Raw genomic sequence first — 22,328 nt, forward strand, 5'->3', positions numbered from 1 at the left:
AAAAAAGAAGCTTCCTTCGGGAAGCTTCTTTTTGCGTTCAAGGGAAGAGAACCCCCACCGGTTCGTCGGAGCATCCGCTTCGTTAGCGCTACTTCGCAGTCTCGACTGCAAGGAGAGTATCCCTCCTGGGACGTAAAAAAAAGAAAACTTCCTTCGGGAAGTTTTTTTGCGTACAGGGGAAAATTGTTTTATTGGTTATACCTATAAATAATATAGCATTTATATATTTAAAGAATAAACAATTCTATGCCACAATGAGGATATCCATAACGAAAGCGACGGTGATATCCATGAAATCAATAAATCAATGGCAAGCGGATGAGTATGACAACAAACTGGCTTTTGTGTCAGGATATGGCAAAAACCTGATCTCTTGGCTTCAACCTCAAAAGGGGGAATACATACTTGATTTGGGTTGCGGGACAGGGGATTTGACGTATGAAATTTCTCTGGCTGAAGCTGAAGTGATTGGTATGGATGCATCGCCGGACATGATTCGCCGTGCGAGGGAGAAATTCCCTGAAATGGAGTTTGTGGAAGGAGACGGTCATCAATTTGAGACCAATAGACTGTATGATGCCGTCTTCTCCAATGCAGCCCTGCACTGGATGCGAAGTCCGCGATTAGTGGTGGATAACATATGGAAGTCATTGAAGCCCGGAGGGCGTTTTGTCGCAGAATTCGGTGGTAAAGGGAACGTGCAGACCATTGTGAATGCAATAGAGGAGGTTGTGGAGCGAAACACGGGCATTCGTGCTTCAGAACGCAATCCCTGGTATTTTCCGTCGATCGGAGAATATAGCCATATTTTAGAACAACGTGGATTTCTGGTGCGTCATGCCTATCACTATGACCGTCCTACCAGATTAGAGGATGGAGAGCAGGGTATAGTAGGCTGGTTGGCTCATTTTGGAGGAGACTATTTTGAAGGTTTCAGTCATGAAGAGATCCAGCAAATGTGTAAGGAAACCACTCAGATTGTGATGCCTTACCTTTGGAAAAATGATGCTCTGTATGCCGACTACAAGCGTCTGCGTATTGAAGCCGTGAAGCAAGTATAATGTTGATTTATGCCATAATCATCGATGTTAAACGAATTATATGAGTGGTTTTTACACTTCTCATACTTTACCTATAGACCAGGATTCTCTTTCTGCTAAAGAGGCTCTTGGTCTTTTTTTTGCTGTCTTATTTTAAAAATGAAATATTCAAACGACAAATAATTACAAATGGATATTTTTATCATACTCAAGACCCATATAAGTAATTTCTATATCATATTTGTAAGTATTTAGAAGGAAAATGTGCTATTTTGATAGAATAATTTACCAAGGGTCAATCTTCTTGCAGATAGGTGGTGAAATTGGAGTGCGTATTGCAGTACGCACAAACAGCAGGAACCCATCATTTGGTGAGGTATTCACATTTAAAAGGAGGGGCAAAGCCTTGAGTAAACGATTGATATCCACGTTATTAAGTGTTCTGATGGTCTTTTCCATTATTCTCCCCGCGGCTGGAGCCGCTCCCGCAGATTCAGGTATTCAGCTTGAGAATTTACCAAGTACGGCCGAAGCCAAACAATGGAGAGAGATTCTTGCAGGACGGGAAGCCAAACTTGCTGCAGATCCATTTTTGGATAAAAGCTTGGAAGGCTTGGGTGGAGAAAACACCCGAGTGATCGTTGAGCTTTCCAATAAACCAGTTGCAGTAGCGCAAGGTGAATCAACCCTCTCCGGAAAATCTTTTACCTCCTCTATGGAAACAAAGGCTGTGACTCAAGTTGAGCAACAACAACAGTCATTTGTACATAGCCTCACTCAGAAGAAAATCAAACATGAAGTATTGGAAGAATATGCATATGCCCTGAATGGTGTAGCGATTGAGCTTAAAGGAAACCAAGTAGGACAATTGCTTCAAATACCTGGCGTGGTCAGCGTATATCCTGACCTTGAAGTTACAATAGCGCCCGAGACAGATGAAGTGAACCCGTACATGAAAGACACAGCCCCTTTTATTGGTGCACCTGAAGTATGGGATCTGGGGTACAAAGGAAATGGCATCAAAGTGGGAGTCATCGATACCGGGATTGACTATGAACACCCGAATTTGCAGGAAGCTTACAAAGGTGGATGGGACTTTGTTGGTAACGACAATGACCCGTATGAAACAACATATCAAGAATGGAAAGGATCGGGCGAGCCTGAGCTTAACGAGCTTGGAAGCCCCTATTACACATCTCACGGTACGCACGTAGCGGGTACCGTTGCTGCTCGCGAAGCGGGGGACTACGGCATTGTTGGTGTTGCTCCTGAAGCGGATATCTATGCTTACCGTGTACTTGGCCCGTATGGTAGTGGTCAAACCTCATGGGTACTCGGCGGAATTGATCGTTCTGTTCAAGATGGCATGGATGTAATCAATCTCTCGTTAGGTAACGCCGCCAACGACCCAAGTTATATCACTTCGGTTGCCCTGAACAATGCCATGCTGTCTGGCGTGACAGCGGTTGTGGCAAGTGGTAACAGTGGACCCAACCGTTATACACTGGGTTCTCCGGGTGCGTCTGCAATGGCTATTACGGTAGGTAACTCTACAGGACCTAGCCAGCTGATTACCGCGGATACTCATTTCTGGATTGGTGAAGAGGGCGAAGAGGCACAGCCTGAACAACAACCGGTGCCGGAGGTTGAACCATCTCCTGAACTGGGGACGGCACCTGGAACAGAAGAGCCTGAAGATTCAGAGCAAGGTGTACCCGCAACTGCTATTGAAGAAAGTGCAGCAGCTGTGGAGGATGCAGTTTCTGACGAAGCTGGGGTTCCGAATGTAGAAGAAGCTACAACAGAGGAAAATACTCCATCTGCGTCACCTTCTGCACCAGTTGAGACTTCTCCTGAAACTGCTCCTGTGGAAGAAGAGTCTGTAATTGCTCCGACTGAAGCTCCGCTGACTATTACAGAGTCGGTTTACCGTCTGGATCTGATGGGATGGAGCCTGTCAGCAGACCCTGAAACTGTTTTGACAGGGAAATATGAGCTTGAATATGCAGCACTGGGTAAGCCAACTGATTTTGAAGGCAAGGATTTTACAGGTAAAGTGGCATTGATACAGCGTGGTGAACTCGCATTTGTAGAGAAAATCGCCAATGCAAAAGCGGCTGGAGCCGTAGCTGTTATTGTATATAACAACATTCCAGGTCCAATCGGTGTAAGTCTGGGGGATAACTTTGAACTCATTCCAACACTGAGCATGTCCAAAGAAGATGGAGAAGTAATTAAGGCTGAGCTGGACGCGGGACAAGCCGTTGAAGTGAGCTTTAGTGATTTTGAACGCAGCCAAACGCCGGGTGATGAGATGAATTCATCCAGTTCACGTGGACCTGCAAAAGTAACACTGGATATCAAACCGGATATTGTTGCACCAGGTACAAGCATCCTGTCTACCATTCCTGCCTACGGCAAGGATGAGCCAGATGCGGATTACGCACAAGCCTATGATCGTAAATCAGGTACAAGTATGGCTACACCTCATGTAGCAGGTTTGATTGCCTTGCTGATCGAGAAGCATCCAGACTGGACGCCATTTGATATCAAAGTTGCGCTCATGAACAATAGTAAGGTGCTGGATACGACGAAGTATGATGTTTTTGATCAAGGTGCGGGCCGTATTCAGGCAGTGAACACCATTGATCCTGCTGCTTTTGTCAAAGTGCTTGATGTAACTCAATACACAGAAAGTGGTTCTGTTGTTGAAAAGGAAAATATCACGGGAAGCATCAACTACGGTAATTTCCTGAGCACAGATGAAAAGACGATTACCAAAACGATTAAAGTTGAAGCGCTGAATGGTAGTGGCGGGGATTACACCATAAATGTGAATCCGACTCGTAATGTTGCTGGTGTATCTGTCGCGGTAGACAAGAGTTCGTTCACACTGAATGGTGAGGAAGAACTTGCAGTGACAATCACCGTTCCACGAGGGGTTACTGCGACTACAGAAGCACAAGGATACATTGAGTTGTCGAACGGAACAAATACCTATACTGTGCCATATGTTGCTCATTTCAACGTTACGTTAAGTGGAGTTAAATATATTGAAACCGTAAAAGGTACTGAAAAAAATCCATTCCACTATCCATTGAAGGCGGATGGTACGTTTGATACGCTGAATGTAGCAATGGAATTCTATAATCCGATGACATTTGCCTTGATTGAAATTTATGATGGTCTTAATCCGGAAGGTGGATATTATCAAGATGGTTATATCGGCTCCATTTTCGGTAACTATTATAATTTCAATGCAAATGCAAGATACAACCTTGCTTGGAATGGCACATATGCGGATTACACGACTGATGAAGTGGCTGAGATTCCAGATGGTTTATATACGGTAGACATCACTACCATTGGTACAGACGGCAAAACCTATAAGGAAGATACGCCCCCATTCTTGGTGAAAAAGACAGCTCCGACTGTAACTGCACCAGAAGCGTTGGAGTTCAAAGAGGATGAGTCTGCTGTTCTTAATGGTAGCGTGGAAGATTTGTACTTCCGTGTTGCTCCTGCACTTGCCAGTGGATGGGACATTGCTTTTGATGCGGCAGCTTCCCTGGAAGCAACGTATGTTGTGAAAAAGGAAGATGGTTCGATTCAAAAAGAGGGTGTTTTTGAAGTACAAGCTGATGGCACATTCAGCCTTCCTTTGGAAGGAATCGAAGCAGGCGAGTATATCGTTGAACTTACAGTAAAAGACCAACAAGGTCTTGCGGGTACAGCCAATACGGTTCTGAAGTTGGAAGCTGTGGAGACTGAACCTGAAACTCCGGCTACCAAGGCTCCGGGCACGCCTGTATTGTCTCATAATAACTGGGTAGGCAACGGCCTGCCAGAAGGCTCGTATATCGTTACCATGAACCTGTGGTGGGGCGAGAACGGGACTAGCTACAAGTTATATGAGGACGGGGTTCTGGTTGATACACAGAAGTTGACTTACAACGCGCCTTGGGCGCAGTTTGCACAAACGAAGATCACGGGTAAAGCCAATGGCACATATACGTACGTGGCCGAGCTAACCAACGACAAGGGAACAACGCGGAGTCAGACGTTGACTGTTCAGGTTACCAACGCATCGCCAGGCAAAGCAGTTCTCTCTCATGATAACTGGGATGGCGATGGCAATTATAAGGTGACCATGAACCTGTGGTGGGGCACCAATGCTAAAGAGTATCGTCTCTATGAAAATGATAAGTTGATCGACACGCAAGAACTCCTTGCGGTATCACCTCTTGCGCAAAGTGCAGTGACTAGACTGTCCGGGAAAGCATCGGGCACGTATACGTATCGGGCAGAGTTAATTAACGCAGCCGGAGTTACCAGCACAGACACGATTAAGGTTAAAGTGAAGTAAGTTCTTCCTTATTAAAGCTGATTCAATTAATGAAATAATTGTTCCATACTTAAATGACCTCCATCCTGATTTACAGGATGGAGGTCATTTTGTTTCTAATATAAATGTTGATTCCCAGATAAATGCGTGATATGACTAACCGATCATTCGATTTTTGCTGGCCTGAATCCCTGTGATGAGTAAAGCAATGGCAAGAATGACCTGGATTAGCAACGGGAGTGTCCATCCTTTTGTCCAGTCATGAAGCATACCGAACAGTAGAGGTCCCACTGCTGCCAGCATATATCCAAAAGACTGGGCCATACCGGACAGACTGGCAGCTTGTCTGGCATCTTTTGTGCGAAGCACGAAGAACATCGTTACCAGTCCAAACGAAGCTCCAGCACCTATTCCTGCCAACGTGACGCCGATGGTAACGAGCGAAGCGATGCCGCTTAACAATAACGCATACCCGACAATTAAAGAAGAACACGTAATCGCGGTAAGAACACGCTGATCTCGTGTTCGGCCGGCAAGGATCGGAACGATAAAGGTAGCCGGTACACTAACCATCTGCATCAGTGAGAGCATCCACCCTGCCGAGGTGGGGCTGAATCCTTGCTCGGCCAGAATTTCGGGAAGCCAGGTAATCGTTGTATAGAATATTAGAGATTGAAGACCCATAAATAAAGTAATGAACCAAGCCAGTGCAGAGGTTCTTAGACGCACGGGTGCTCCTTCGCTCTGGGAGGTCAGATATAACATCCGCTGGCGTCCTGCAGCAATCTGGGGGAGCCACAAGAGAAGCGCCAGTATGGACAACAAGGCCCACACGCCTAACGAAGCACGCCAACCCATAGATGTGGCTCCAGCTAAGGGCACACTGACACCTGATGCGATGGCGCCAAATATGTTCATGGATACAGAGTATAATCCGGTGACGATACCTACCCGCAATGGAAAATCACGTTTGATCAAACTTGGCAAAAGCACGTTGCTTAATGCAATGCCGCATCCCAATATTGCGGTTCCTGTATATAAGAAGAGAACGGAAGGTAACAAGCGTAAGGCCACTCCAATGGTTACGATGATAACAGCCAATAGCAGGGCAGATTCGAGTCCTAAACGTTTGGCAAGACGTGGTGCAAAAGGAGAAACTGCCGCAAAGGCGAGCAAAGGTAGTGAGGTCAGAAGCCCGGCCATCGTATGGCCGATACCTGTATCTGAGCGGATCATCTCCACGACGGGACCTGTTGCTGTAATCGGTGACCTCATCGTAGCGGCGATGACGATAATGCCTGCTAATAACAGACCGAATCTTTTGGATGTCGAAGAATGTTCTTCCTCGGCATGGATGGACGAGTGCTGCTGTATTGAAGATGACATTGATAAAGTCTCCTGTTTCCTAAGAAGTTAATATGTATGGATTGTTACATTATCCACTCCGCAAGCATAACATTCTATGTCAATATTGAGCAATGAAATGAAAAAAGCACCCACAAGAACGTGGTGCTCAATTATCTTGGACCTGAAGAGCTCTAACGAAACCAGGAGGTCTTAAAATGGAGATAACCGCTAATTTTTAGATTCTAACGAACCTCAGCAACGTTAATCAGGCTATGAAGTGCAATTAAGTGAGTTAATACCCCGGAATGGTGAAATAAGCTCTCTAGGACTCGTTAGAATTCCATATGCTGAATTTGGGTCAAATAAAGTGTCCCATGTTCGTTAGGACATCGATACTGCGACGTGTCACCCATGTGTAAGCAAATGAATACGTTTCAGTGCAACGAAATAGAGCGTGTAACGAAGCAAATGCTCCGACGAACCATGGGGTTCTCATCCCCAGAACGCAAAAAAACTTCCCAAAGGAAGTTTCTTTTAAATACGTCCCAGGAGGGATACTGTCCTTGCAGTCGAGACTGCGAAGTTGTGCTAACGAAGCAAATGCTCCGACGAACCATTGGGGTTCTCATCCCCAGAACGCAAAAAAACTTCCCAAAGGAAGTTTCTTTTAAATACGTCCCAGGAGGGATACTCTCCTTGCAGTCGAGACTGCGAAGTTGTGCTAACGAAGCAAATGCTCCGACGAACCATTGGGGTTCTCATCCCTAGAACGCAAAAAACTTCCCAAAGGAAGTTTCTTTTTAATACGTCCCAGGAGGGATACTCTTCTTGCAGTCGAGACTGCGAAGTTGTGCTAACGAAGCAAATGCTCCGACGAACCATTGGGGTTCTCATCCCTAGAACGCAAAAAAACTTCCCAAAGGAAGTTTCTTTTTAATACGTCCCAGGAGGGATTCGAACCCCCGACCGACGCCTTAGAAGGGCGTTGCTCTATCCAGCTGAGCTACTGAGACATGAATTTTTTCAAGCAAAATTGATTTTATCATATGCATACAGGAATATCAAGCATTTTATTTTAAAGTGTTTTTCGTATATGATATTTGGCGGCAGTAACGTTTTTTTCATTATATTTAAGGTTATGTTAGAATATCAGGAGAACTCAAAAATAGATCAACAATCGTTTTAACATATACATCTATTTAAGTTGATTCCAACTGGAGATTCAGGATATAGAGGAGGTGCTCCCATTAAGGAATCCACGACCCCGGAAACCGAGCATAACAACAATATTGTGCTGTTTCCTAAGACGCTGGACTATTACCAGATTCAATTGACAGTTATGCTTGAAAATGAACGGTATGGTGAAGCGATGAAATTGCTTCACTTTTTGCTGCAATGTCAGGGACAGGAAGAGCGCCACTATGATGAATGGCGAGCCTTGCTCGAATGGCTTCAGGCTGCGTTTCCTCAATATGAAGAAACCTCGCCTGCCGTTCTTGAAGAACGAGAAGAGGAAGAAGAGATTAGTGAGGAAGACATGGCACGGCAGCATGCCCGAATGAAGCTTGAACAGGATGATGGCTATGCAGACAAGATGCTTCGCACGGTCATGGAGGAGCCGCTGTCCGAACAGACGATGCTGGCTTTGGAGCAGCTGGCCTATCTTGATCTACCGAAGATTGACGAAGCACTTACGAGTTGGTTAAAAGATAAGTCCCTTCACCCTCTGCTTCAATTCCGTGTGCTGCAAACCTTGCGTCGCCGAGGTGTTCAAGGTATGATCCTGTTTACGAGAGGCGAAGAGCAGGTTGAAGTTGAGATCGATACCGTGCCTCTTAGACCAGAGGAATTCCCGCTCCAAATTGTTCAGATTCTGGAACGAGTAGCAGATCAGACGGAGGTTCATGAACCTACGCTCTTTTATTTTGCCCAGGAACTGTGGATACAATATGTCATGGCGGTGTATGGAACCCGCGATTATATATCGATGCTGGAAGAAAATGATTCCATGACAGATATATGGGCAGCAGCTCTACATATGACCGTTGCAGACAGTTTGGGTGGTTCGCATGATGAGGAGAATACACGCTCAATGTATGCTGTGACAGGCGCGATGCGCTTTCGGCTGGAGCAGGCTTATCGTTCCATGAAACAGTTTGTATCTGCCGGTTTGGACGGTTAATCGAGGCCGGAAACGTTTTCCTTAAACTGTATCAAGGGATTCCCCTTGAAAAAGAATCTAATCTTGTTTATACTAAAATGGTTATTTTGTACGTGATTGCCTACGTGAACATGTGAATTTTGGAGGGGAAAGTATACAATGAAAGCAACTTGGGAAAAGATAGAGAAGAACCTTGGGGTTCTTGAGGTTGAAGTGGATGCGGATCGTGTAACTGCAGCACTCGACAAAGCTTTTAATAAAGTGGTTAAACAAGCAAATGTACCTGGATTCCGTAAAGGTAAAGTACCACGTTCCATCTTCGAAGCACGTTTTGGTGTAGAGAGCCTTTATCAAGAAGCAATCGACATTTTGCTTCCTGAAGCTTATACAGAAGCAATCGACCAAACGGATATTTTCCCGGTTGATCGTCCTGACGTAGATGTTGAACAATTCGCTAAAGGACAAACATTCAAGTTCAAAGCGAAAGTAACTGTGAAACCTGAGGTTACTCTTGGTGAGTACAAAGGAATCGAAGTTGCTGTAGCAAAAGGTGAAGTAACGGATGCAGAAGTGGCTGAAGAACTTGAGCGTCTTCAACAACGTCACGCTGAACTCGTTGTAATCGACGAAGGTTCCGCTGCTAACGGCGACGTTGCAGTAATCGACTTCGACGGTTCCGTTGATGGTGTACCTTTCGAAGGTGGAAAAGCTGAGCGTTATTCCCTGGAACTGGGTTCCAACACATTCATTCCTGGATTTGAAGAGCAAGTTGTGGGTCTGTCCACAGGTGACTTCAAAGACGTAGAAGTGACTTTCCCAGAGAGCTACCATGCAGCAGAACTTGCTGGCAAACAAGCGGTATTTAAAGTGAAAATTCACGAAATCAAACGCAAACAACTTCCTGCATTGGATGATGAGTTTGCTAAAGATGTTAGTGAATTCGATACGCTTGAAGAGTACAAAGCTGATCTGAAAACACAATTGGAATCCCGTAAAGCTGACGAAGCCAAAGCTGCACAAGAAAATGCAGTTGTAGAAAAAGTGGCTGAGAACGCTGAAGTGGACATTCCGGCTGCAATGGTTGAGAGCGAAGTACAAAACATGATGCGTGATTTCGACAACCGTCTGCGTAACCAAGGTATGAACCTTGAAATGTTCCTGAGCTTCTCTGGCCAGACTCAAGCTGACCTGAGAGGACAAATGCAAGAAGATGCTTCCAAACGTGTTCGCAACAACCTGGTGCTTGAAGCTGTAGGTAAAGCGGAAAACATTGAAGTATCTGACGAAGAAGTGAATCAAGAACTCGAGAAAATGGCTGAATCTTACAAGCGTCCTGCTGATGAGATCCGTGGCATCCTCGAAGGTAATGGTTCCCTGGACAGCCTTCGCGATGAAGTGAAACTGCGTAAAACGATTGACGTTCTTGTTGAGAACAGCACAGTTGTTGAACCCGTTGAAGCTCCAGCTGAAGAAGTTGTTGCAGAAGCTGACGAAAAATAAGACAAGCTGTGATCAACTTGTCACTTGAATAAACGATAAGGCACGTGAACTATTGCGTGCCTTATTTTTAAATTATGACATCCATTTTATAGAAAATGAAGTAATTATATGGATGAAAACTAATTTTATTGATCTGTGTACACTTTTTACATACCTATGTACCTCATGCAAATAAAAAACGGCAAGACGGCATAGGATGGCTTCAATTTGCACATACATAGAAAACATGGTTAAATATGATCAGGCTAAAAAAGTAAACAAACGGATGTCTGACCCCTCTTGTGAAAAATGACATTGTCACAGGAAAGTGTTAGAATGAATTTGGGTTTGCTTTACAGGTGGCCTATGTCTAATTACATGTAGAAAAGAGGTTGGTCTCATGAGTCTGGTGCCAATGGTTATAGAACAAACCAATCGAGGCGAGCGGTCTTACGATATATATTCACGTTTGCTGAAAGATCGCATTATCTTTCTAACCAGTGCGATTGACGACGATGTAGCCAATCTTGTCATAGCACAGCTTTTGTTTTTGGCAGCCGACGATCCTGAGAAGGATATCAGCTTGTACATTAACTCACCTGGTGGTTCTGTCACTGCAGGGATGGGTATATACGATACGATGCAATTTATCAAGCCGGATGTATCTACCATTTGCGTAGGAATGGCAGCAAGCATGGGCTCGTTATTGCTAACAGCCGGTGCACCTGGCAAGAGATATGCGCTGACAAACAGCGAAGTAATGATTCATCAGCCGCTTGGCGGCATTCAAGGACAGGCTGCGGATATTAAGATACACGCAGAATGGATTATTAAAACACGTCAGAAACTGAATCAAATATACGTCGATCGTACGGGTCAGCCTCTTGAGAAAATTGAGCGGGATACAGACCGTGATTTCTTCATGAGCGCTGAAGAAGCTAAGACGTACGGCATTATTGACCAGGTGCTCAGTAGACCGATCAATTCCTAAAGGGGTGGTTTCATGTTTAAATTTAACGATGAGAAAGGGCAACTGAAATGCTCTTTTTGCGGTAAATCTCAGGAGCAGGTACGCAAGTTGGTCGCTGGACCAGGCGTGTACATTTGTGATGAATGTATCGAACTTTGCACCGAAATCGTTGAGGAAGAACTCGGTCATGATGAAGAAATTGACCTGAAAGATATTCCGAAACCAAAAGAAATTCGTAATATTCTGGATCAATATGTTATTGGACAGGAACAAGCGAAAAAATCATTGTCTGTTGCAGTGTATAATCACTACAAACGGATCAACACACAAAGCAAGATTGAAGACGTTGAATTGTCAAAGAGTAACATTTTGCTGTTAGGACCTACGGGTTCTGGTAAAACGTTGCTTGCGCAAACGATGGCAAAAATTCTGAATGTTCCTTTTGCGATTGCGGATGCTACGTCATTAACAGAAGCGGGTTATGTTGGTGAGGATGTAGAGAATATCCTGCTCAAGCTGATTCAAGCTGCTGATTATGATGTGGAAAAAGCAGAGCGTGGCATTATTTATATCGATGAGATTGATAAAGTAGCGCGTAAATCCGAAAACCCATCCATCACTCGTGATGTATCGGGCGAAGGTGTGCAACAGGCTCTCTTGAAAATTCTTGAAGGAACTGTCGCTTCTGTACCACCACAAGGTGGCCGTAAACATCCTCATCAAGAATTCATTCAGATCGATACAACGAACATCCTGTTCATTTGCGGCGGTGCCTTTGATGGTCTGGAGCAAATGATCAAACGCCGGATCGGTAAAAAAGTCATTGGCTTCAATACCGTTTCTGAGCAAAAAGATCTGAAACCAGGTGAATACCTGGGTATGGTATTGCCGGAAGATTTGCTGAAATTTGGTCTGATTCCGGAGTTTGTAGGCCGTCTGCCAGTCATCTCCACTTTGGAGCCGCTGGATGAAGATACATTGGTACGGATTCTTTCCGAACCGAAAAACGCGCTTACGAAACAGTACCAAAAACTGCTTGAGCTGGATAATGTAAATCTGGTATTTGAACCAGCTGCATTGCTCGCGATTGCAAAAGAAGCGATCAAACGTAACACGGGTGCACGTGGATTGCGTGCCATCATTGAAGGTATCATGCTTGAAATCATGTATGAAGTGCCTTCACGTGAAGATGTTACGAACTGTGTCATTACCGAAGAAGTGGTTGAGAAAAGAGTCGTGCCTGAACTAAGCCAATCAAAGGACGATAAGCAGGAAGAAAGCGCCTAATAAAGGTCTGAATCCCGTTGAACTCTGAAATATAGACTTGTCAGTTCTCCACTTTGGCAGAAGGCGAATTCATGTCTCTGTCAGGGTGGAGCTTTGACGTTGTGGGGAGAGAAATCACTCATGTATTTAAGACAGGATACACGTCCCGTGAAAGTGGGAAACGTAACGATCGGTGGCAGTAACGAAGTCATTATCCAAAGTATGTGTACAACCAAAACGGCAGATGTTGAGGCAACGGTTGCAGAGATTCTGCGACTGGAAGAAGCGGGCTGTCAGGTGGTACGTGTCACGGTAAATAATGAGGAAGCTGCCGCAGCCATCAAGGAAATCAAAAAACGCATTAATATACCGCTCGTAGCGGACATTCATTTCAACTATAAGCTGGCTTTGCTTGCGATTGAGAACGGCATTGATAAAGTACGGATTAATCCAGGCAACATCGGTAAACGTGCTAAAGTGGAAGAAGTGGTTAAAGCTTGTAAAGACCGCGGTATTCCGATCCGGATCGGGGTAAATGCAGGCTCTCTGGAAAACCATCTTCTTGAGAAGTACGGATATCCTACGGCGGATGCTATGGTAGAAAGTGCATTGTATCACATTGGTATTTTGGAAGAGCTGGATTTCCATGATATCATCGTGTCTCTCAAAGCATCGGATGTGCCGATGGCGATTGAGGCGTATACCAAAGCAGCTCAAATCATTCCGTATCCGTTGCATCTCGGGATTACCGAAGCAGGTACACTGTTCTCCGGTACGATCAAAAGCTCAGCAGGTATGGGAGCCTTGTTGTCGATGGGTATTGGTTCAACGATGCGGATCTCATTGAGTGCGGACCCGGTAGAAGAAATCAAGGTCGCTCGTGATCTGCTCAAAACGTTTGGTCTCATTACGAATGCAGCCACATTGATCTCTTGCCCAACGTGTGGACGTTTGGACATCGACCTGTTCTCCATTGCCAACGAAGTGGAAGAGTATATCTCCAAACTTAAGGTGCCGATTAAAGTATCGGTGTTGGGTTGTGCGGTTAATGGTCCAGGTGAGGCTAAGGAAGCGGATATCGGGATTGCTGGTGCTCGTGGAGAAGGTCTTTTGTTCCGTCACGGTAAGATGATCCGTAAAGTACCTGAAGAAATCATGGTTGAGGAACTGAAAAAAGAGATCGACAAAATCGTCGAAGCCTACGAAGAGACAGGTGTTATTCCTGGTCGTTCGCACTGATTGATTCATATCTGGTTACAACAAAAGCTCGCCAGCGATGGCGGGCTTTTTATATTGTCATATACAAATTCCGCATTGCCCGTTTACGTCTCGTTGAAAAGGCTATACTACCAAGTATTAGCATGATCTCATATGAGAATAGCGACAAAATAGGAGGATGTGAAGACATGGAATTTGGTATGGTCATCATGTTGATTCAGTTATTTTTTGGAGTGGTGATTGGTTTGTATTTCTGGAACCTTCTGCGTGGTCAGAAAACAAACCGCAGTGCCGTTGAGCGTGAATCTCGCAAGGAACTGGAGAAGCTGCGCAAGCTGCGTTCAATTTCACTCACCAAGCCGCTGTCGGAGAAGACGCGTCCAGCTACCATTAACGATATTGTTGGGCAAAAGGACGGGCTACGTGCCCTTAAAGCTGCATTATGCAGTGCAAATCCGCAACATGTTATCATTTATGGCCCTCCCGGAGTGGGGAAGACAGCTGCCGCAAGAGTTGTGCTGGAAGAAGCCAAGAAGAATCCATCTTCTCCTTTCAAACCAGACGCGAAATTCACCGAGCTGGATGCAACAACAGCCCGTTTTGATGAGCGTGGTATTGCGGACCCCTTAATTGGTTCGGTTCATGATCCGATATATCAGGGAGCAGGAGCCATGGGTGTTGCAGGTATTCCCCAACCGAAACCGGGCGCTGTGACGAAAGCGCATGGGGGAATGCTCTTTATTGATGAAATTGGTGAATTGCATTCGATTCAGATGAATAAGCTGTTGAAAGTGTTGGAGGATCGCAAGGTGTTTTTGGAGAGTGCGTACTATAACTCGGAAGACACGCATACTCCTGCTTATATCCACGATATTTTTCAAAATGGCCTGCCGGCCGATTTCCGCCTTGTCGGAGCAACGACACGTTCACCGCATGAACTCCCACCCGCTTTGCGTTCGCGCTGCATGGAGGTTTATTTCCGTCCTTTGTTGCCTGAGGAGATTGGACGAATTGCAGAAGATGCTGTTCAGAAAATAGGGTTCAGTCCATGTCCGGATGCCGTGGATGTGGTCAAGCGATACGCAACCAATGGACGTGAAGCGGTCAATATCATCCAGCTGGCTGCTGGACTTGCGCTGACAGAGAAGCGTGAGACGCTTCAGGCGTCCGATGTGGAGTGGGTGGCGGGTAGCAGTCAGATACAGCCACGACCTGACCGTAAGGTCCCTTCACAGCCGCAGGTGGGGTTTGTTAATGGCTTGGCGGTATACGGACCGAATATGGGAACCATTTTGGAAATCGAAGTGTCTGCTGTTCCGGCTCTTAAAGATCAAGGCCGAATCAACATTACAGGCGTTGTGGATGAAGAAGAGATTGGAGGCGGTTCGCGTACACTCCGGCGAAAAAGTATGGCTAAAGGCTCGGTTGAAAATGTGTTAACCGTATTAAAAGCCATGGGTATTCGTCCGAATGATTACGATTTACACGTGAATTTCCCAGGTGGGACGCCTATTGATGGTCCATCAGCCGGGATTGCGATGGCGACTGCCATTACATCAGCCATTCAGGGACGCCCTGTGGATCATGAGACAGCGATGACTGGCGAGATCAGTATTCATGGTCGGGTTAAGCCTATTGGTGGCGTGCTGGCCAAGGTGGAGGCTGCCTTTCAGGCAGGAGCGAAGACCGTTATTATTCCCGCGGAGAACTGGCAGTCCATTTTTGAGAATCTGGATGGCTTGCGTGTTATCCCGGTAGATACGGTACAGGACGTATTCCGTGAAGTGTTCGCCTGGGTTCCGGAATCACAACAGATGGAACAAACGAAGCTTGCAGAGGAGACAGTTGCACCTGCACCGGAGATTTTTCCGCCGGCATCCGCTTCCTATTTGCGTGCTGACGTGCCTCGTCCAGGACAGGTTACAGATTCGGGAAGCTGCTAAGCGCTTCCCTTCATTGGTTTTTTATGTGAACATTTGATAGAATAATGAATGACTACAACCTGAGAGCCATTGGAGGTGCGAAAGCGATGGGACCGAGCAAAGCGAAAGGTCGTCGTTTTCCTTTACTGCCTTTAAGAGGACTTCTCGTCTACCCGAGTATGGTACTGCATCTCGATGTGGGCCGGGAGAAATCGGTCAAGGCTTTAGAAAAAGCGATGGTAGAAGAACATTTGATTCTCCTATGTTCCCAAGCCGAAGTAAATATTGAAGAACCAACACAAGAGGACATTTTCAGAATCGGAACCGTGGCCAAGGTCAGACAGATGCTGAAGCTTCCGAATGGTACGATTCGTGTACTCGTGGAAGGCTTGGAACGGGCTGAAATTATTGAATATACGGACAACGAGGAATATTATGAAGTACTGGCCAAAGAGCTGCCTGAAGAGGAGAACACCCATCCGGAGACGGATGCCTTGATGCGTACCGTTCTGAACCAGTTCGAGAATTATATTAATCTGTCCAAAAAAGTGACACCAGAGACACTCGCAGCGGTGTCTGACATCGAAGAACCAGGGCGTCTGGCCGATGTGATCACGAGTCACCTGTCTTTGAAGATCAAGGATAAACAGGAAATTCTGGAGACCATCGACGTTCGGGAACGTCTGGAGAAATTGCTGGATATCCTGAACAATGAGCGCGAAGTGCTGGAGCTTGAACGGAAGATCAGCCAACGTGTGAAGAAACAGATGGAGAAAACGCAGAAGGAATATTATTTGCGTGAGCAGATGAAAGCGATCCAGAAAGAACTGGGTGAAAAAGAAGGCCGTGCGGGTGAGGTCGAGGAACTTCGCACTCAGATGGAAGAACTCGGCTTGCCGGACAAAGTGAAAGAAAAGGTCGAGAAAGAAATTGATCGACTGGAAAAGATGCCTGCAAGTTCAGCCGAGGGCGGAGTCATTCGCAACTACGTGGATTGGCTGCTTGGCCTTCCTTGGAGCCAGATGACAGCGGATGATCTGGATATCCAAAAAGCCGAGGATGTGCTCAATGCAGATCATTACGGATTGGAAAAGCCCAAAGAACGTGTGCTTGAATATCTGGCAGTCCAGAAGCTCGTCAAGAAGCTCAAAGGGCCAATTCTCTGTCTGGTTGGACCTCCAGGGGTCGGTAAAACATCACTTGCCCGTTCGATTGCGAGATCGCTGGGGCGGGAGTTTGTAAGAATCTCTCTTGGCGGCGTGCGGGATGAAGCCGAGATTCGTGGCCACCGACGCACCTATGTGGGAGCCATGCCTGGACGTATCATCCAGGGGATGAAAACGGCGGGTTCACTTAATCCGGTATTCCTGCTAGACGAGATTGATAAGATGGCTTCAGATTTCCGCGGAGATCCTTCCGCAGCGTTACTTGAAGTCCTTGATCCGGAACAGAACAATACGTTTAGTGATCACTTTGTAGAATTGCCGTTTGACTTATCCAACGTTATGTTTATAACAACTGCCAACACGGTACACAATATTCCGCGTCCATTGCTGGATCGGATGGAAATGCTCAATATCCCTGGTTATACAGAGCTGGAGAAGCTGCAAATTGCGAAAAATTATTTGTTGCCCAAACAGAAGCAGGACCATGGTCTGGAAGAAGAGCAATTGGAAATTCCGGATGACGCGCTGTTGCGTGTAATTCGTGAATATACACGGGAGTCAGGTGTGCGTAATTTGGAACAACAGATGGCTTCGTTGTGCCGGAAAGCTGCCAAGAATATCGTATCTGGTGTGGAAGGTCAGATTAACATCACTTCAGATGAGATCAAAGACTACCTTGGACCTGGCAAGTTCCGTTATGGCATGGCCGAACTGGAAGATCAGATTGGTACCGTAACGGGTCTGGCATGGACTGAAGTGGGCGGAGATACCCTTATTATTGAAGTGACTGTTGTGCCTGGAACAGGTAAATTGACTCTGACAGGTAAACTGGGAGATGTCATGAAGGAATCGGCACAAGCCGCATTCAGTTACACTCGTTCCAAAGCTACGCAGCTTGGGATATCGCCTGATTTCCATGAAAAGAACGATATTCATATCCACGTTCCGGAAGGAGCGATTCCGAAGGATGGTCCATCAGCCGGGATTACCATGGCAACAGCGTTAATCTCAGCTTTGACGAACAAACATGTGTCCAAGGATATCGCCATGACGGGTGAAATAACATTGCGTGGACGTGTGTTGCCCATTGGTGGTTTGAAAGAGAAATCACTGGCAGCCCATCGTGCCGGCTATAAAAAAATATTATTGCCTAAGGATAACGAACGGGACCTGCGTGACATTCCAGACAGCATCAAGGAAGATGTCGAATTTGTCCCTGTCGCCCATATGGATCAGGTATTGCAGCATGCGCTTGTTGAGCAGGCAGGAATTCACCTATAATCCCCGTATCCGAAAGGTTTGTATGAAGAGTAGACCGTTCTGCGGAGGCTTCGGCATCCGCTGGAACGGTTTTTTTGGTATGATAGAACAATCCATGGCATAATACCATCAGTGGGTTATGCATAGTAAAGGCGTTCAAGAGAGGAAAGATACAATATGAAAGTAAATCAATCTGAATTTATTATTAGTGCCGTTCGGCCTGAACAATACCCCGATGACGGTCTGCCAGAGATTGCTTTGGCGGGACGCTCCAATGTGGGGAAATCTTCCCTGATCAACCGTTTGATCAATCGTAAAAATTTGGCTCGGACGAGCTCAACACCGGGTAAGACACAGCAGCTCAACTATTATAAAATTAATCAGGATCTCTATTTCGTCGATTTCCCGGGATATGGTTACGCTAAAGTTTCCAAAGAGCAACGTTTTGCCTGGGGTAAAATGATGGAGAAATACCTGCTCGGACGCGAAGAATTGAAACTGGTTATGCAGATGGTGGATATGAGACATGAGCCATCCAAGGATGACAAGATGATGAATGAGTGGCTTCGTCATAACGGATTGCCTTTGGTTGTAGTAGCAACCAAGATGGACAAGATCCCCAAAACACGCAGAGCCAAACATATCAAAGTTATTAAGGAATCACTGGGTCTGCGTTCAGGGGATTTGTTTGTACCGTTTTCATCCGAAGAGGGATTGGGGAAAGAAGAATTATGGGATATCATTACCCGCCATGCCCGCATCGATAAGTATGCACCAGAACTGGATGTAGAGGGTGCTTCTGAAGAGGAAGAAAACAGCGAAATTAACGGATAACCGAGATAGTATACTGTTTTAGTGCGGGAAAGTGAGCATGATGAGTGAATCTTTGATGAGATCAAGATTAATCCGGGTTTTTATGGGATTTTGTAAGAATACATCATCTGGGTCCGGAGAAAAATAGCGTCAGGGTAGTGTATAATGAGCATAGGTGCATGTTGCCAACAGTACCAAAAATACCGGCTTTGCCGGCCTGAAGAATTTTGAAATTACTGCTTCATGTGCAGGAAGGCAAAACAATCGGGAAAGAATTGAGGGATTTGTATGGCTCAGCGGTTAGCCACAGAGTATGTTAAGGCCACTATGAAATTGTCAGAACCCCAGATGCATCAATTTTTGCGCTTGACGGAAGACGGCCGGCTCCATCATCGGGTTAAGGTGCTGGACAATGGATGTCAGGAGGTTGTGCTGGGGGATGTAAGTGGAGAAGAGGTTCATTTCCCTTTTGACCGCATAGAAGGATTTTATATCTGTGAGTTATCTTGCCGCTTGGTGAATCTGCATCTGACCAACGTTGTCCGGAAGCTCTTTATGACTTTTAAGGGTGACGGGGTTGTTCATCGAATCTATAAAGGGTTCACCATGACGTATATTTATGCTCAAGGCACTGTCCGTAAAATTGTGGAGAAAACCGGGGAAAACACCCGAGTGATCTATGAATACAAAAATACGTTGCTTGAATTGCAGCATCTGTTCCAGGCCAGAGATGTAGAACGCGAAATCAACCGGGTGTATGCCGAGATTGATTCACTGCTGGATACTAGAAAAGATGCGACTGCGGATCAGCTCCATCAGATTGATCAGAGTCTTGCCCGTTATCAAAAACGGTTGTTTGAACTTGAGGCTTACTAACCTGAAGCTGTATGTTTATACACGTATATGAATGGTCTGAATTCCCTTGTTTCTTCCGGGCTGTGGCACTCGCCAATGCGGAGGTTTCGGGGAATTTTTTGATGTAAGATCAAATATTCCGCATTGAACATATTTATTTTACAATCTTCTGGAAAAGGGTTGATTTCACGCTGATTCAATGTTATTTTTAATCTCGTTGAAAACAATATAGGAACCAGGATTCACTCAGGACATTATATGTTGCGAGAGATTTTTCCCTCGGGAAGTGAATGACGTAGGTCCTAGCGGATGAAATTTTTCAAACATTTTATTCCTAGGAAGGGGGAACCGAAGGATGGAATATTCAACTTTCGGAAGACACGTTGCTGTTGATACTTGGGGTGTCGACTTTAATCTACTGAACAATGCGGAGTACTTGCAAGCCCATATGGTTGAAGCAGCGGAGGCATGTGGCGCGACAGTAATGTCCGTGCAGTCCAAGCAGTTTGACCCACAGGGAGCGACCGTACTTGTGCTATTGTCTGAGAGCCATCTCTCCATTCATACGTATCCTGAGAGAGGTTTTGCAGCAATTGATTGTTACACTTGTGGGGATACCGTTGACCCGCAGCTGGCCATTGACTACCTGGTATCCGTATTAAAGCCTGAAAAAACGTATGCAAAAAAGCTGGTACGTGGATTGGGCGAATTGCAAGTTGAAACACCAGAGATGAACAACCGGACAGAACGGGTTTAATTAAAAAGTACTGCATACACAATGTTCACATATTGGAGGGACACATAACCTCCCAAACTCTAATAGTCATGGAATAATTCCATGGCTATTTGTTTTAATATCCATATCGTTATGAATCTTCATAATCGACACTTTTTAACGCATAAGGGTGAACTTTGGTGAGACACTACAATAAATGACAGTGCATATGATGATGAACATGGGGATTTCATAAACATTTCATAAAAATGCCCCGGTCAAGGCTATGATGTGTGATATAATTAACCATGTCAATCATAAATGGATAGACATATGCAGTAAGCACTTTGATTGGAAATTTATTAGGCAGGTGAACTTGCAATGCACATCGTTGTCGTTGGTTTGAATTATCGCACGGCGCCTGTAGAGGTTAGGGAACGATTCACATTTGCAGAAAAGGACTTGTCTGAAGCGCTGCAGCAGCTCAAGCTGACCAAGAGTGTATTGGAAGGTGTAATCGTAGCCACATGTAACCGTACCGAGTTGTATGTTGTGGTGGACCGTCTTCACATGTGTGGTTATTTTATTCGAACATTCATGGAACAATGGTTTAATGTACCACGGGAAGAATTTACGCAACACTTATATATATATGAAGATGACCAGGCCATGCGCCATTTGTTCCGTGTGATCTGTGGACTGGATTCCATGGTCATTGGTGAGACTCAGATTCTTGGACAGGTGAAACAGGCTTTTCTTAAAGCGCAGGAAGAGAAATCAACAGGTACCTGGTTTAATATGCTGTTCAAACAGGCAGTTACGCTGGGCAAACGGGCACATTCGGAGACTTCCATCGGGGAGAGCGCCGTATCTGTCAGTTATGCTGCTGTTGAGCTTGGCAAGAGGATTTTTGGCATGTTCACAGACAAGAAGGTGCTCATTTTGGGTGCCGGCAAGATGAGTGAACTGACCGTGAAACATCTCTATGCCAACGGGGCATCCGAAGTCATCGTGGCGAATCGTACGCTTGCAAGAGCCGAAGAATTGGCTGCCAAGTTCCGGGGAACACCTTGTACAATGGAGCAGGCATTAGATCGACTTAATGAAGTTGACATTGTGATTAGTTCCACTGGAGCTGAACGTTATGTCATGGATGCATCAGTGGTACGTGAGAGTATGAAGCGTCGTCAATCGCGTCCATTGTTCCTTATTGATATTGCGGTTCCACGCGATATTGATCCGGCGATTGGTGAACTATCCAACGTATTTCTCTATGACATTGATGATCTGGAAGGAATCGTGGAGAGCAACCTGGAGATGCGTAAGGTGGAAGCTGCCAAGATTGAGAGAATGATCGATCTTGAGATGGAGGATTATTACCATTGGCTCAAAACGTTGGGTGTTCGTCCCGTTATCCGTGCTTTGCAGGAAAAAGGGGTCTCCATTCATGAAGAAACGATGGATAGCCTGTTTAATAAACTGCCTGAGCTCGATGAACATCAACGTAAAGTCATTCGTCGTTTGACCAAGAGTATTGTGAATCAAATGACAACAGATCCGATTAATCGGATTAAGGAAATGGCAGGCACGAAGCAAGGTGACGAAGCTCTGCGCATGTTTACTCAGATTTTCGCTTTGGAAGATGCAGTAGAGACGGCCGCAGAAAAAGTGAGTCAGAGTGATGCCACAGCTCTGGCGAAACCAGCCGCTCACCTTAACGAAAACCGGCAAGACCCCGTGCCGGCTTATGCTCCGGCAGGCGTATAAGGCG

14 protein-coding genes and 1 tRNA gene are annotated in these 22,328 nt (G+C 45.7%); 13 read left to right on the forward strand and 2 right to left on the reverse strand.

Annotated elements, in window-relative coordinates:
* The first annotated feature begins 290 nt into the window (after positions 1–290).
* Together ACE3K2_RS00640 and ACE3K2_RS00645 are read left to right on the forward strand one after the other, a co-directional pair.
* Positions 291–1,061, forward strand: a complete 771-nt coding sequence (locus ACE3K2_RS00640) for a class I SAM-dependent methyltransferase (RefSeq protein WP_421885550.1) — start codon at positions 291–293, stop codon at positions 1,059–1,061.
* Between the two features lie 385 nt (positions 1,062–1,446).
* A complete protein-coding gene (locus tag ACE3K2_RS00645) occupies positions 1,447–5,406 on the forward strand; it encodes a S8 family serine peptidase (RefSeq protein WP_421885553.1) in 3,960 nt (1,319 codons plus the stop codon).
* A gap of 135 nt (positions 5,407–5,541) precedes the next feature.
* Here the strand turns inward: ACE3K2_RS00645 and ACE3K2_RS00650 are convergent, their stop codons facing one another.
* Together ACE3K2_RS00650 and ACE3K2_RS00655 are read right to left on the reverse strand one after the other, a co-directional pair.
* Positions 5,542–6,771: a CynX/NimT family MFS transporter gene (locus ACE3K2_RS00650; protein ID WP_421885556.1), complete on the reverse strand. Its 1,230-nt coding sequence runs from the start codon at positions 6,769–6,771 to the stop codon at positions 5,542–5,544.
* 900 nt (positions 6,772–7,671) lie between these two features.
* Positions 7,672–7,745 (reverse strand) — tRNA-Arg (locus tag ACE3K2_RS00655).
* A 233-nt stretch (positions 7,746–7,978) separates the two neighbouring features.
* On the opposite strand from ACE3K2_RS00655, the gene ACE3K2_RS00660 reads away from it, so the two are divergent.
* The 11 genes from ACE3K2_RS00660 to hemA all read left to right on the forward strand — a co-directional run bounded on the left by ACE3K2_RS00660 (position 7,979) and on the right by hemA (position 22,324).
* Positions 7,979–8,914: a hypothetical protein gene (locus tag ACE3K2_RS00660; RefSeq protein WP_421885656.1), complete on the forward strand. Its 936-nt coding sequence runs from the start codon at positions 7,979–7,981 to the stop codon at positions 8,912–8,914.
* A 138-nt stretch (positions 8,915–9,052) separates the two neighbouring features.
* Positions 9,053–10,393 carry a trigger factor gene (gene tig / locus ACE3K2_RS00665; RefSeq protein WP_421885558.1) on the forward strand — a complete coding sequence of 447 codons (1,341 nt, stop codon included), beginning with the start codon at positions 9,053–9,055 and terminating at the stop codon, positions 10,391–10,393.
* A 379-nt stretch (positions 10,394–10,772) separates the two neighbouring features.
* Positions 10,773–11,363 (forward strand): ATP-dependent Clp endopeptidase proteolytic subunit ClpP, encoded by a 591-nt coding sequence (gene clpP, locus ACE3K2_RS00670; protein ID WP_036605886.1) that lies wholly within the window; start codon positions 10,773–10,775, stop codon positions 11,361–11,363.
* A gap of 12 nt (positions 11,364–11,375) precedes the next feature.
* Positions 11,376–12,629, forward strand: coding sequence for an ATP-dependent protease ATP-binding subunit ClpX (clpX, locus tag ACE3K2_RS00675; RefSeq protein ID WP_253440333.1), 1,254 nt, complete (start codon positions 11,376–11,378; stop codon positions 12,627–12,629).
* Positions 12,630–12,749: 120 nt separating this feature from the next.
* On the forward strand, positions 12,750–13,847 hold the full coding sequence (gene ispG, locus ACE3K2_RS00680) for a flavodoxin-dependent (E)-4-hydroxy-3-methylbut-2-enyl-diphosphate synthase (RefSeq protein ID WP_017692591.1): 1,098 nt from the start codon (positions 12,750–12,752) through the stop codon (positions 13,845–13,847).
* Positions 13,848–14,014: 167 nt separating this feature from the next.
* On the forward strand, positions 14,015–15,769 hold the full coding sequence (gene lonB / locus ACE3K2_RS00685; RefSeq protein WP_421885563.1) for an ATP-dependent protease LonB: 1,755 nt from the start codon (positions 14,015–14,017) through the stop codon (positions 15,767–15,769).
* An 86-nt stretch (positions 15,770–15,855) separates the two neighbouring features.
* On the forward strand, positions 15,856–18,195 hold the full coding sequence (gene lon, locus ACE3K2_RS00690; protein WP_421885566.1) for an endopeptidase La: 2,340 nt from the start codon (positions 15,856–15,858) through the stop codon (positions 18,193–18,195).
* Between the two features lie 156 nt (positions 18,196–18,351).
* Positions 18,352–19,008, forward strand: a complete 657-nt coding sequence (yihA, locus tag ACE3K2_RS00695; RefSeq protein WP_421885570.1) for a ribosome biogenesis GTP-binding protein YihA/YsxC — start codon at positions 18,352–18,354, stop codon at positions 19,006–19,008.
* Between the two features lie 267 nt (positions 19,009–19,275).
* Entirely contained in the window at positions 19,276–19,863 is a 588-nt protein-coding gene (locus tag ACE3K2_RS00700; RefSeq protein WP_421885573.1) for a non-ribosomal peptide synthetase module, read from the forward strand.
* A 334-nt stretch (positions 19,864–20,197) separates the two neighbouring features.
* On the forward strand, positions 20,198–20,599 hold the full coding sequence (gene speD / locus ACE3K2_RS00705; protein WP_421885577.1) for an adenosylmethionine decarboxylase: 402 nt from the start codon (positions 20,198–20,200) through the stop codon (positions 20,597–20,599).
* Between the two features lie 339 nt (positions 20,600–20,938).
* Entirely contained in the window at positions 20,939–22,324 is a 1,386-nt protein-coding gene (gene hemA / locus ACE3K2_RS00710; protein WP_421885580.1) for a glutamyl-tRNA reductase, read from the forward strand.
* Positions 22,325–22,328 lie beyond the last annotated feature (4 nt).

Source organism: Paenibacillus sp., from assembly GCF_048976745.1.
In the GTDB taxonomy this organism is placed as follows: Bacteria; Bacillota; Bacilli; order Paenibacillales; family Paenibacillaceae; genus Paenibacillus.